The sequence below is a fragment of the Pseudoalteromonas sp. KJ63-1 genome (genome assembly GCF_055808145.1).
Genome location: NZ_CM147855.1, coordinates 730,015 through 743,286, shown reverse-complemented (window position 1 = coordinate 743,286; position 13,272 = coordinate 730,015). Strand labels below are relative to the sequence as shown.

Here is a 13,272-nt window from a genome sequence, read left to right as displayed (position 1 = left end):
CACGTGAAAATTACCGATACTAGTGTCAAACGCCCCGTTTTTGCGATTGTTATTAACTTACTGTTACTCACTTTTGGCTTAGTTGCTTTTAGTATGCTGCCTTTGCGTGAGTATCCAGATATTGAAACACCGATTGTAAATATTAGTACTGAATATACCGGTGCATCTGCTGAAATTATTGAAACAAAAATAACCCAAGTTATCGAAAACCGTATTTCAGGTATTGAGGGTATTAAAAGCATTAATTCATCGAGTCGTAATGGCCGCTCAAACATTACCATTGAGTTTAATATTAGCCGTGACATAGACGATGCGTCTAATGATGTGCGTGAACGTGTTGCACGGGCACTTGATAGCCTACCAGAGCAAGTGCGCCCTCCAGAGGTATCAAAGTCAAACAGTGATGAAAGCCCTATTGCATGGTTTGTACTTAATAGTGAAACCATGGACTCGTTACAACTTTCTGATTATGCACAACGTTTTATTGTTGACCGTTTAGCTGTTGTTGATGGCGTATCAAATGTGCGTATTGGGGGTGAGCGAAAGTATGCTATGAAAGTATGGCTCAACCGCCAAGCGATGGCAGCCCGAGGCATTACCTCTAGTGATATAGAGCAAACGCTGCGTAGTGAAAATGTAGAGCTTCCTGCGGGTGAAATTGAATCGGTAGACCGTGATTTTACTGTGCGCACTGCACGCAGTTACAAAAACCAACGCGATTTTCAAAATCTTGTAATTAAACGAGGTGAAGATGGTTATTTAGTACGTCTAGGCGAAGTGGCTGACGTAAAGCTTGAAGCCGCCGATGATGAAAGTTTATTCCGCGGAAATGGCCGTAATATGATTGGCATGGGTATTGTTAAACAAGCCAAAGCGAATACCCTTACTGTAGTTGATAATGCCCGCAGTGAACTGGAAAAAATTAAGCGTAACTTACCAGAAGGCACCACTATAGAAGACAGTTACGACTCTTCCGTATTTATTAAAGAGTCCATTAACGAGGTATACAAAACCTTGGGTATTTCAATGGGGCTTGTGGTACTCATTATCTTTATATTTTTAGGGAATATTCGTGCCACACTCATTCCTGCGGTCACCGTACCGGTCGCCCTAGTCAGTAGTTTTATGTTTTTATTAGCAATGGGTTACTCTATTAACTTATTAACTCTACTGGCACTAGTATTAGCAATAGGCTTAGTAGTAGATGATGCCATTGTAATGCTAGAGAATATTCACCGCCGCATAGAACTTGGGGAGCCGCCTTTATTAGCAGCTTATCGCGGCGCCCGCGAAGTGGGCTTTGCAATTATAGCCACCACTCTAGTGCTGATCTCTGTGTTTGTACCATTAGTGTTTATGGAAGGACGAATAGGCGCGCTATTTACAGAGTTTGCAATGGCAGTGAGTGCAGCCGTATTCTTCTCCAGTATTACAGCATTAACGCTCTCTCCGGCATTGTGTTCAAAGGTTTTAAAGGCCTCTGAAAAAGAAAGTAAATTTAGCCAAGTAATGGATCGCTTTTTTACTAAATTAGAAAATGGATACCGCAACGCTTTAGCATCAAACATGACCCGTAAATGGGGCTTAATGCTGAGCTTAGTTTTGGCTGGGTTCGTTAGTTATTCATTATTTTTACAAATACCGTCTGAACTTACCCCTAAAGAAGACCGTGGTACCTTTTTTGTACTTATGAATGGCCCTGAAGGGGCTAGCTATGAGAATAATGCCGCTAATATGGCAAAGATAGAAGAACGCTTAATGCCTTACTCTGAATCTGGCGAACTAAGCCGAGTTTTAGTGCGAGTTCCAGGTTGGGGTGGCAGTGGTGGTGTAGCCATTGTTGGTATGGCGGATTGGGATAAACGCAAACGCTCAACCTGGGAAGTTATGGATGAAATAAGCGGTAAAATGCAAGAAGTCACCGATGTACGTGCTTTTGCAATTATGCGCCGTGGTATTGGCGGTGGTGGTTCATCGCGACCGATAGAGTTTGTTTTACAAGGTAATGATTATGCTCAGCTAGCTGATTGGCGCGATAGAATTATTAAACGTGCAGAGAAAAACCCTGGGTTAGTGCGCATTGATCATGATTATAAAGAAACCTTCCCACAATTTTTAGTCAGTATTGATAAAAATAAAGCCGCTGATTTAGGCGTATCAGTCTCGGATGTGGGACGTACACTTGAAACCATGCTTGGCCAACGCCGTGTAACCACTTTTATTGACCGCGGTGAAGAGTACGATGTAATTTTAAAGGGAACTAAAGAAGACTTTGCAAACCCTACTGATATTTCAAATATTTACCTTAAATCTCGCAGCAATGAATTGGTGCCACTCGACAGCCTTATAAGCTTGAAAGAAGAAGCCACCGCCTCGCGTTTAAATCGCTATAACCGTATGCGTGCAATTACTCTAAGTGCCAACTTAGCTGATGGCTATACGCTAGAACAAGCACTAAACTTTTTAAACAATGTTGCCGCAGAAGAAAATGACATTGATGGCGCCATTGATTACAAAGGTGAGTCACAATTGTTTTATGAAGGTGCCTCAGCTATGACCTACGTGTTTGTGCTGGCATTGACCGTGACCTTTTTAGTGCTCGCTGCTCAGTTTGAAAGCTTTATACACCCGCTTGTTATTATGCTAACTGTGCCACTGGGCTTAATGGGCGCCATGTTTGGGCTGTGGAGTATGGGTTTAACACTTAACATATACAGCCAAATCGGTATTGTAATGCTCATTGGGTTAAGTGCAAAAAACGGTATCCTGATCGTTGAATTTACCAACCAGTTACGTGATAAAGGCGTAGAATTTAGTGAAGCCATTTTACAGGCCGCTACACAGCGTTTACGTCCTATTATTATGACCTCCCTAACCACAGTTATGAGTGCTGTGCCTTTGGTGTTGGCCTCAGGCCCGGGTTCAGAAAGCCGAATGGTTATTGGTGTGGTGGTATTTACCGGCGTAACGGTTGCCACCATACTGACTCTGTTTGTAGTACCTGCTGCTTATTATGCCTTAGCACGTAATACGCAATCACCAGAGTTTTTACAGCAAAAGCTGGATAAACAAGCAGCTGAAAAACCACTTAAAGAGATCTAAGTCACTCTGAGCGTCGTAATTAGCTGTTACGGCGCTATTTTCTGGTGCATATAACCATACAATTGAGGAAGTACTTATGAGTTCGACCACACAGATAGCAACACTAGGCGGCGGCTGTTTTTGGTGTATTGACGCGGCATTTAGGCGTGTTAGAGGGGTACTCAGTGTATGTTCTGGTTACACGGGTGGACATACTGATAACCCAACCTACAAAGCCATTTGCACAGGCAACAGTGGGCATGCCGAAGTGGTTAAGGTTGAGTTTGACGCCAGCATTATAAGCTTTGAAACCCTACTCGCGATGTTTTTCACTTTGCATGATGCTACCCAGTTAAACCGCCAAGGTAACGATATAGGCACTCAATACCGCAGCGTTGTGTATTACCATGATCAGCAACAACAATTGCAAACACAGGCCGTTATTGCAGAGCTGCAAACTCATGTTAGTGAGCCTATAGTAACAGAGGTAAGCCCAGCAACCACTTTTTACCCTGCTGAAAATTTTCACCAAGACTACTACAATGAAAACCCAGAACAAGGCTACTGTAGTATTTTAATTGCGCCTAAGTTGCACAAGTTTGAAACCGAATTTAGCGAGTTTTTAAGTGAGTAAAATGCTTTAAAGCGCTAACCAAATAGCCCAGCAATTTGCTGGGCTATTTGATTTTCGGCAACTAAAAGTGATAATTAAAACTGGTAATTTGCCCCCACAAAGAAAGTTCTTCCTGCGCTGTTATAACCTAATAGCTCACCACTGGCAGCAAACCTTGTTGCTGCAGTAAAATATTCTTTATCAGTAATATTTTCTATTCGAGCAGCTAACGATAAATTCTCAAGCAACTGGTAATTGGCTGCTAAATTAAATACCGTATAGCTAGCGAGTTCAGAATCATAATACGCAATTGATGGACGCGATGAGCGATATTGCATATCTAAACTGGCATCAAAATCGCCCCATGATTTGGCGAGTTGATAATTAAACGATTCAGAGGGTCTGCGTGGTAAATCTGTATTCGTCTTTTCATCTGTAGCATCTAAAAAACTAACATTAACAGAGTGTTCAAAGCCTAACGCTGAAAACTCAGCCGACAATTCTAGCCCCTGCATAGATACTTTATCTATGTTAGTTGCAATATATTTACCTGAGTCTGCATCATAATTATTACTAATTAAATTATTGATACGGTTATCGAAAATAGCAATATCATAACGCCCCCATTGAGTTTCTAGGGTAACACCAAACTCATTATTTAAGGCTTCCTCAGGCTTAATATTATTATTTGGTAGGTAGTATGGGCTGTTAGTTACAAACGCATTAATTAAAGACGGCGCCCTAAATGCAGTACCATGATTTAAACGTACCGTTACGTAGTGATTGGCTTTATATCCAAGCCCAGTACTGTAAGTATTTGCACGGCCGTGAAAATCATAATCATCGGTTCTGATAACCGCATTTGCTAACCATTGTTCATGACTATAAAACGCGCCTATAAACAATGCGTTGTTATCGCGTTTTTCTTCTGATGACGTTGCTGACGAGTTTGATAAATCCTCAGATAGATAATTAAAACCACCTGATAAATCAAGTTCTTGCGTTAGACTATAAAGCCCGCGGTATTCAAACTCAACACGCTCTGTGCTATACACTTGCTGTACATCAGTGCCTGTTTGGGTATTTTCTTCTTGCGATACACTCAATGAAATACTTTGGGTATATATTTCTGAGGCTTTTTTCCAGCCTAGCTTAGCGGTATAGTTTTCAAAATCGTAGGCATCGTTACCCCATGCGTTATCATACTGCGCTTCACCTTCACTGTACTGAGACTGTAAGCTCAACTCACCTAGTTCAGCCAGTTCATACGCTAAATTAAAGCCAATGTTTTTATTTTTGTAGCCATCATCATCGTGATCTTTGGTATATTCAGCCACAGGGTCTTTGCCAGTAATATCAAAACCATCTGTCTCTTCGTAGCCTAGATTATAATTAAAGCTCACCGCCTCTTTTACAAGCCCACCAGCAAGCTGATAATTACTGTAGCTATGGCTGCCTAAAGTAGCCGAAAGCGAGTTATTTGAGGCTTTACGGGTAATAATATTAATCACTCCGGCTACCGCGTCTGAGCCATAAATAGTCGCTCTGGCACCTTTTATAATTTCAACATGCTCGATACTATTAACTGGAATATTCGTCAGCGATACACTACCTGAGCTTGCATCGCTCACTCTTACGCCATCAACTAGTACTAAGGTATATTTAGCGCTGGCGCCGCGAACAAATATATCTGCCTTTTGACCTAAACCGCCGTTACGAACAATATCAATCCCAGCTATGGTATTTAATATTGCAGGTAAGTCTCGATAATTCGCTTTTTCAATATCAGCGCGGTCGATAACTGCCACACTTGCTAATACATCATTTATAGGTTGTTCAAATTTATTCGCAGTAACGGTTATTTTTTCAATGGTTTGTTCTGCAGATGCAGAAAAAGACAGCGCAGCCGAAATAGCCACACCCAATGCAGTTTTATTTATCATGATGTTCCCTATCTCTGCCCACCGCAAAGATGTTAGTAAGTAAGATTACATCAAGGCCGGTCTCCGGACTCAGTTGCCATAGTTAAATACAGCATAACTTTACCGTTGCGGGGGCAGTGTTGGGATTGACTTCATCAATGAAAACGCACCAACTTCCCGATTATCCTACTAAAAAAATCACACCTTTGAAGTGTTTAGCAAGCACCTTGAAAATAGGCTGCTATTGTTATCTGTTTACTTAAAAATGTCAACGGACGTCTAAACATCTACAATTTGATTTTTGGGGTTCGGGGTTCGAGGTTCGAGGTTCGAGGTTCGGGGTTCGGGGTTCGGGGTTCGGGGTTCGGGGTTCGGGGTTCGGGGTTCGGGGTTCGGGGTTCGGGGTTCGGGGTTCGGGGTTCGGGGTTCGGGGTTCGGTAATTATCATAGATTCAAAAATAAAAAAGCCAAACAATATAACGTGTTTGGCTAAATACATGTTGCTTTGAACTAAGCGCCTATAGTGCCTAGCTCGAAACAATAAATTAATCGCGGAAGTTTTTAAACTGAAATGGCTGACCTAAATCGGCAGTGCGTACAACTTGCATAGCAGCTTGTAAATCATCACGCTTTTTACCCGTTACGCGTACTTCTTCGCCTTGAATAGCCGCTTGCACTTTTACTTTAGAATCTTTAATCGCTTTTACGACTTTTTTAGCCATGTCTTTTTCGATGCCCTGCTTTAGCGCAACGTTACGAAAAACATTTTTACCTGCACGAGAAATCCCTTGAAGTTCTAGGCTCGCAACATCCATCCCACGCTTAGAAACTTTCCCAGCTAAAATATCAAACAACTGCATAACTTGAGCATCTGCTTCAGCTTTTAATTTAATTGTTTTATCGTTTAATTCAATTGAGGCATCGACCCCTCTAAAATCAAATCGTGTCTCTAATTCACGGTTGGCGTTATCAACCGCGTTTTGTGCTTCGTTCATTTCTACTTCAGATACAATATCAAATGAAGGCATGATGTTCTCCTAACTAGCTAATCTTAATTTTATGCGGCAATTATAACGTTAAAATGATAAATCTTTACACTTTTCTGCATCTTGTTCAGGTGCGATACTAATTTAGTTTGATATACTGAGGCTTCTTTTTTATACGATTTTAGGATTTTTTGTGACGAGGCGTGTTTACCAAGCTATTTTTTTAATTAGTATTGTCGCATTTACCTTCTTATTTGCTAAAGAGGTAAAAGGGGCTGCAAACTTATTTCCGCATGTAGATAAAGTGGCGCATTTTGGTATTTTCTTTTTACTTGCCATTATTATGGATAAAGCCTTTAAACTGCCTTTATATGCACAAATATTGCTGTTAGCCGGCTATGGTGCCGCAATAGAGATTATGCAAGATAGCCTCCCTTATAGACAAGCATCACTGGCCGATTTTGTTGCCGATTTTATTGGTGCGGCGAGCTACTTTTTAGCTAAAGCGCTATTAACACTGCGTAAAAAGAAGCGTTATGGCTAACATACTTGTTGTTGGTGATGGTGCTATTGGCTTGTTATTTAGCCATTTTTTAGCGAAACATCACACTGTTAATATTCTTACTAAAAAAGGCACCCTTAACACTCGCTTTTATAGCCGTGGTGATGCCCCTTGTGAAAAAATTAACGCTACTTTCATCTCACAACAGCAATTAACTCAAGCTCCCGAGTTTGACATTGTTTTATTCACTGTTAAAGCGTTTGCAGTGCAACAAGCCTATGCTCAAGTAAAACCTTATCTTGGCAATAATACCCATATTGTAATGAGTCATAATGGCATGGGTAATGTTGAACAATTAAATCCACAGTTAACAAAGCAGCAATCGTTGTACTTTTTAACCACCAGCATGGCTGGATTTAAGTCAAACCCTAATATTGTGCAGCATACCGGAAACGGGCAAAGTGTATTAGGGGGCTGTAATCAACTAGCTATGCAAAATATTCAACAGCTTAGTGCGCAATTACACACTATTCCGCAATTAATTGTTAACAACAATATTGAGCAACTGCGGTTTGAAAAGCTACTGGTTAATATTGCTATAAATCCATTAACCGCTCTGTACAATATAAAAAATGGCCAGCTACGTGCGCCACAGTACAGTAGCGCAATTATTAATTTATTAACTGAAGCGTGCCATATTGCAACCGCGCTTAAACTTAATATTAAGCTTATTGATGCCCTAGAGCGTGCCTATATGGTAATGAGTTTAACCGCAGAGAATTACTCATCTATGCATCAAGACGTTATGCATAATAGGCAAACTGAGATCATGGCAATTTGTGGTTATATTAGTGAGCAAGGCAAACGACATAATATTGCGACCCCGTATAACGACGCTTTACTTGCTGAAATTCTGGCAAAAAAAGCGCGGAATAAATCCGCGCATCTAGGGTCTGTTGACTTTTGCGGATTACAATTTGTTCAAACTAGGGGTGGTTTAATCGCGGCGCGAGGTTTGTAACCTAGTGGGCTAAGTAAAAACCGAGCAACAAAGAGTAAATCGCCCCTAGGCAGAACCCGAAGGGCAGCGCCTGTTTGGCATTGATGCTGCGTTATCGCCTATTTATGGGGAATAACCACACCACATAGGCTCTGCCTTGCCTAAATACCAAACAGACTGCTGCAAATTTAACCTTAAAGGGTCAACAGGCCCTAATATATTTAGCCATTAACGACGATAGACTTTTACAGTAGTAAAGCCTTCTTCGTGAAGAATAAGCGCTTGTAACTGGCTCATTACCCCTTTTTGGCAATATAAGTAATAGTCTTTGCCTTTAGGTAAATCACCAAACTTAGTTGCTAAACGGAAAAACGGTAAGTGGATAACTTCAATACCATCAATTTCAAGCGGTGCGGCATCTTCTTCTTCAGGTGAGCGAATATCAACAACAACCGCTCCTTCTGGTAACTCTGTAACTGACTCAGCCTCTTTAAGCTCTTGCTTAGCTTCAACATCAATATCGCGCACATCCATAACACGGGCGTTATCAATAACAGTATCTAATACATCAAAATCAAACTTCTCTTCTTCTGCTTTAATGACTTCAATTTTAGCTTTAACCGTCGGCTTTTTAGAGATCACACCACAGTATTCAGGCATCGTCTCTGCCATTTCTGCAGTGCCTATTTGGCGCGCTATATTAATGATCTCTTGCTTATCATGTTGGATAAGTGGGCGTAAAATCAGCGTTTCGGTTACACGGTCAATCACGCTTAAATTAGCTAAGGTTTGACTAGACACCTGACCTATACTTTCACCCGTTACCAAAGCTTGAATATTTAGTTTTTCAGCAACGGCACTACCCGCTCGCATCATCATACGTTTAAGCACAACACCCATTTGGCTGTTCTCAACGTTTTCTAAAATTTCAGCAACAACCGGTTCAAAATCAACGGTAATAAACTTAACTTTATGCGTAGAGCTGTATTGTTTCCATAGATAGTAACTCGCTTGCTTAACCCCAATTTCATGGGCAGCACCACCTAAGTTAAAGAATAAAAAGTGTGTACGAGCGCCTTTACGGATCATCTGGTAACTGGCAACGCCAGAATCAAATCCACCAGACATAAGCGATAATACATCGTCTTGTGTTGGCAGTGGAAAGCCCGCCATTCCTAAATGCGTTTGCGTTACTATGTAGGCTTTTTCGTCTTTAATTTCTAAACGAATCGTTACCTCAGGGCGGCTTAGTTTTACTCGAGCTCCTTCAACATGTTGATTTAGCCCGCCACCAACATAGCGCTCTAGTTCAGTTGAAGTAAAATCATGTTGACCTATGCGCTTAGCACGTACACAAAAGGTTTTACCAATAATAGTGTGGCCAACTAACGCAATGGTTTTTTGATAAATGTCATCAAGGGTTTTAAAGTCTGTTTCGGTCACTTCAATAAACTGTACGATGCCTGGAATACGCTGCAAGCTATCAATAAAATCAAGGCGAGTTTGGGCATCATCTAGTTTTGTAACAACTGAAATGTTATCCCAGTTATTACGTACTTGTACTTTTTCGTCAACACGACGCAATACAATTTTAATGTTATTTTCTAACACTTTAGTAAAGCGTTTACGGACTGAACGGCTTTTAATGGCTATTTCAGGGTGAAGTTTGACGATAAATTTAAGCATAGTTTAACTCTTAGACTGCGGGAATTCGCGCACCCAGGTATTGGGCGCGGCGGATTATAGCAAAAAAATTAACGCCTAGGAACTAACCAACTTAACGGGCTTAAGGGTTCTGGGGAGCTGAATTTGCTAAAAGGGTGTACTTTTCTCTTAACTGATTAATTTTATTTGCGCTTTTCTCGGTACTGTAGGCTTTAAATAAAGTCAGTACTTTTACAATACCAGGGTAAATGTCTTGCTCAACCAGCACACCACTTAGTCTTCTTGCTTTCATGTAGGGTGTCCAAAAGCTGACCGTTAATTTTAGCGTATGAGCAAGCTCAATAGCATCTTGTTCATCAATGGCAATAATTTCGCTATCCCGCAAGGCCAAAATGATGTTACGCACCTGCTCAAGTAACTCCTGCTGAAAATCAATGTAACCCTGTTTTAAATGGCTATCGCGAGCGAGAATATCGCCAAGGTTGTCGTAAAAAAAATGATAGCGCCACATTAATTCAAATAGCGAATCTAAATAAGGACCAAGATGACTAAATGCATCGTCGTCTTTATCAACTGGCTTAAAATGAGTACTTAAATGATCGCGATAAAGTGCAAATATATGGCGAATAATGTCTTCTTTATTTTTAAAGTGGTAGTAAAGATTACCCGGACTCATACCTAAACTCGATGCAATATGATTAGTTGATATTGCTCTTTCACCATGTTCATTAAACAATGAAATACTGGTTTGAATTATTTTATCCTTGGTATTCATATACTCATTACTCAATTTTCGAAAATACGATGCTGCATTAAAACAATCCGCTAGGGCCTGTTTATCTTTCGAGGTTGAATTTGCAGCAGTGTGTTTGGTATTTTGGCAAGGCAGAGCCTATGTAGTGTGGTTATTCCCCATAAATAGGCGATAACGCAGCATAAATACCAAACACGCGCTGCCTGAAGGTTCGTCCTAGGGACGATTAACTCTTTGTTGCTCGGCTTTTACTTAGCCCACTAGGTTACAAACCTCGCGCCACGATTAAATCGTCCCTAGTTAGAACAAATTTTAATCCTGAAAGGTAAACAGGCCCTAGTATAAACAAATAGTCAGCGTTAAAACAATCAAGGCATGAAGTTCTTCACAATTTACTCACAAGGCTGCTTTGCACACTAAACACTGCTACACTACGGCTAAAAATAATAACACAGTAAATATTATGAAAGTGACCGCAATCTACCCAGGCACATTTGACCCCCTTACCAACGGCCACACTGATTTAATTCAGCGTGCGGCTAAAATGTTCGATACCGTTATTGTTGCTATTGCTCATAACCCAAGTAAAAAACCGTGTTTTACTTTAGAAGAACGCGTTGATTTAGCGAATGAAATTTTAAGCCATTTAGATAATGTAAAGGTCATTGGCTTTTCAGGGCTGCTAGCAGATTTAGCTCGCGACCATAATGCAAATGTACTGATCAGAGGCATAAGAGCGGTTTCTGATTTTGATTATGAATTTCAGCTCGCAAATATGAACCGCCGTTTAAACCCTGATTTAGAAAGTGTATTTTTAACACCTGCTGAGCGTAATACTTTTATATCATCAACCTTGGTAAAAGAAGTTGCGCGCCATAACGGGGATGTGAGTGAGTTTGTTGACACCATAGTAATGAAAGCCCTGCAATCTAGGCTGGGGAAAACCAAGCATTAAACACAACACCTAGCGTATCATTACATTGCGCTAGGTAGCTTCGCTCTTACTGGAAACAGAGCGTTCTTAAGCCTCACTAAACCCAAAAAGTCTTTATTAATAAAGAAAATAGCTATCATCACAAAATCCATCAGATTAATTCCCAAAGAATAAAATGACCAGAACCACCATGGTGTGCTGTTATTAAAGACTAGCACATCTAAATGCATACCAAAAAATAGCAGTGAGTTTATGCTCAGTCCTAATAATAGATAAGAAGTTATAGCATTTTTATTTATGAAGTTACTTACAACTAAAATAGCCAAGATCGTCACTAAATCAAAAAGTAATAGTTGCGTGTAAGAAATATTTTGAATATCAATGAACAAGCTTGAAGAGTATGAAATTGACATGATTAGCGATAGCCATAAAGCCTCTTTTTTGGGTTCATTTATACTCGTGACTAATGAGTATAAAAAAGCCATTAAAAAGCCCCACTGAACAAATGCGCCGAGGTAAAGAGATACATATGGACTGAGCAAGAAGTCATCCATTTAAAATACCATTTTTAACTGAAGGTTTTAATGCTTTTACACCTCGATTGATATTCACATAATCTAAGTTTATTACCAAAGAGGCTATCATTAATATATCAATCAAGTTTATAGAAATAGAGTAAAAACTCCAAAACCACCATTCTTGAGTATTCCCAAGAATGTATAAGTCATAATAAATAAAACCAACTAATACACTATTTATGATTAAGCCAATAATGATGAAATATGCAGATAAAGATGGAGTAACCTTTGCTCTTTTAATCGCAAAAACAATAAAAGCAATGGTTAAAAAGTCATAAGCTATCCAATTAAGATAAACATGGCTCAATATATAGATAGTCACTTAATACATATGAGCAAAGCATTATTGCAGCTAAATATAGAGAAGATTTATGTGGGGTATTGATACTTTTAACAAAACAATACAGGAAAGCCATCAAGAAGCCCCACTGAATGAATGCGCTTACATATTCGCCAAGGGTATAACTGATATACATGTTTACGAAAAATTGTTTTCTGGTTGGATATTTGAGCCTTTGAAAAGTTTATTTTTTAATTTATGAAGACCTAAAAAGTCTCGATCTACAATTAAAACCACAATCATTATTAAATCGATAATATTAACGCCAAAAGTATATATATCCCATAGAAACCAAGGCTCACGATTATTACTAAGGTACATATCAAAATACATAAATAGACTAAGTATAGAGTTTATAAAGAGACCTAAAATAATGTACAGAAAAGAGTATGTTGTCTTTTTAAACAAAACAAAGGCTAGTATCAAAGCTGCTATAGTCGCATAATCGTATAGAGCCCAGTCTAAATATAGTGAATTTTCTATTGATAACCAAGTAAAGAAATAATCAGATAAAGTGTAAGAAGTCATCATAATAAATGAACTGAGTAATAAGGTAGTATCCCTTTTAATGCCTAATGAAAATACAAAAGCATTAAAGAAAAACGCCATCAAAAAACCCCAGCTTGAAAAAGCTGACAGCGAAAAAAACCAAAAAACTCAGTTAAAAACATTCATGACCTTTAATGTTACTTAGGCTTACTAGTATCAAGTATAACGCCACCACGCTGAAGTTCTGCACCAGCTGCAGCCATTGCCTCTTGAGAGATACTTACTGTATCAGATTGTAGGGTTTTAGGGCTAGCAGTTTGTTCCATTGCAGGCTTTAATTGTTGCGTTTTATTGTATGCTTGCATTTGTACTTGGCTGTTCGCTGAAATTTGCATGTGATTAATCCTC

The 13,272-nt window shown here is 39.6% G+C and carries 13 protein-coding genes and 1 riboswitch; of the genes, 5 read left to right on the top strand and 8 right to left on the bottom strand.

All coding sequences use genetic code 11. The annotated features are described in order from the left end of the window. Positions 1-3: 3 nt before the first annotated feature. Together AC0L7Q_RS03465 and msrA are read left to right on the top strand one after the other, a co-directional pair. Entirely contained in the window at positions 4-3,102 is a 3,099-nt protein-coding gene (locus tag AC0L7Q_RS03465) for an efflux RND transporter permease subunit (RefSeq protein ID WP_413401383.1), read from the top strand. A 76-nt stretch (positions 3,103-3,178) separates the two neighbouring features. Then, on the top strand, positions 3,179-3,715 hold the full coding sequence (gene msrA, locus AC0L7Q_RS03460) for a peptide-methionine (S)-S-oxide reductase MsrA (RefSeq protein ID WP_413401382.1): 537 nt from the start codon (positions 3,179-3,181) through the stop codon (positions 3,713-3,715). A gap of 74 nt (positions 3,716-3,789) precedes the next feature. Here msrA and AC0L7Q_RS03455 read toward each other — a convergent pair whose 3' ends face one another. After that, positions 3,790-5,637: a TonB-dependent receptor domain-containing protein gene (locus AC0L7Q_RS03455; protein ID WP_418157333.1), complete on the bottom strand. Its 1,848-nt coding sequence runs from the start codon at positions 5,635-5,637 to the stop codon at positions 3,790-3,792. A 37-nt stretch (positions 5,638-5,674) separates the two neighbouring features. After that, a riboswitch (cobalamin riboswitch) is annotated at positions 5,675-5,840 on the bottom strand. Positions 5,841-6,161: 321 nt separating this feature from the next. Beyond that, positions 6,162-6,644, bottom strand: a complete 483-nt coding sequence (locus AC0L7Q_RS03450) for a YajQ family cyclic di-GMP-binding protein (protein WP_413401380.1) — start codon at positions 6,642-6,644, stop codon at positions 6,162-6,164. Between the two features lie 151 nt (positions 6,645-6,795). Between AC0L7Q_RS03450 and AC0L7Q_RS03445 the strand changes: the two genes are divergently transcribed. Together AC0L7Q_RS03445 and AC0L7Q_RS03440 are read left to right on the top strand one after the other, a co-directional pair. Continuing rightward, positions 6,796-7,146: a VanZ family protein gene (locus tag AC0L7Q_RS03445; RefSeq protein ID WP_008113182.1), complete on the top strand. Its 351-nt coding sequence runs from the start codon at positions 6,796-6,798 to the stop codon at positions 7,144-7,146. Further along, complete coding sequence (locus tag AC0L7Q_RS03440) at positions 7,139-8,125, top strand: ketopantoate reductase family protein (RefSeq protein ID WP_409424838.1); 987 nt, start codon at positions 7,139-7,141, stop codon at positions 8,123-8,125. The genes AC0L7Q_RS03445 and AC0L7Q_RS03440 overlap by 8 nt, the downstream gene beginning before the upstream one ends. A gap of 207 nt (positions 8,126-8,332) precedes the next feature. Here the strand turns inward: AC0L7Q_RS03440 and thiI are convergent, their stop codons facing one another. Together thiI and AC0L7Q_RS03430 are read right to left on the bottom strand one after the other, a co-directional pair. Further along, positions 8,333-9,790 (bottom strand): tRNA uracil 4-sulfurtransferase ThiI, encoded by a 1,458-nt coding sequence (gene thiI, locus AC0L7Q_RS03435; RefSeq protein WP_075170684.1) that lies wholly within the window; start codon positions 9,788-9,790, stop codon positions 8,333-8,335. A gap of 100 nt (positions 9,791-9,890) precedes the next feature. Beyond that, on the bottom strand, positions 9,891-10,544 hold the full coding sequence (locus AC0L7Q_RS03430; RefSeq protein WP_413401378.1) for a TetR/AcrR family transcriptional regulator: 654 nt from the start codon (positions 10,542-10,544) through the stop codon (positions 9,891-9,893). 442 nt (positions 10,545-10,986) lie between these two features. Here AC0L7Q_RS03430 and coaD point away from each other — a divergent pair, with 442 nt between their 5' ends. Further along, a complete protein-coding gene (coaD, locus tag AC0L7Q_RS03425) occupies positions 10,987-11,478 on the top strand; it encodes a pantetheine-phosphate adenylyltransferase (RefSeq protein ID WP_024601870.1) in 492 nt (163 codons plus the stop codon). Between the two features lie 20 nt (positions 11,479-11,498). Here coaD and AC0L7Q_RS03420 read toward each other — a convergent pair whose 3' ends face one another. From AC0L7Q_RS03420 to AC0L7Q_RS03405, 4 genes are all read right to left on the bottom strand, one after another. Next, entirely contained in the window at positions 11,499-12,011 is a 513-nt protein-coding gene (locus AC0L7Q_RS03420; protein WP_409424835.1) for a hypothetical protein, read from the bottom strand. Beyond that, complete coding sequence (locus AC0L7Q_RS03415) at positions 12,004-12,342, bottom strand: hypothetical protein (RefSeq protein WP_409424834.1); 339 nt, start codon at positions 12,340-12,342, stop codon at positions 12,004-12,006. Before AC0L7Q_RS03415 ends, AC0L7Q_RS03420 begins: the two co-directional genes overlap by 8 nt. Before the next feature lie 171 nt (positions 12,343-12,513). Then, complete coding sequence (locus tag AC0L7Q_RS03410; protein ID WP_409424833.1) at positions 12,514-12,984, bottom strand: hypothetical protein; 471 nt, start codon at positions 12,982-12,984, stop codon at positions 12,514-12,516. Between the two features lie 77 nt (positions 12,985-13,061). After that, complete coding sequence (locus AC0L7Q_RS03405) at positions 13,062-13,259, bottom strand: hypothetical protein (protein WP_290170983.1); 198 nt, start codon at positions 13,257-13,259, stop codon at positions 13,062-13,064. Positions 13,260-13,272 lie beyond the last annotated feature (13 nt).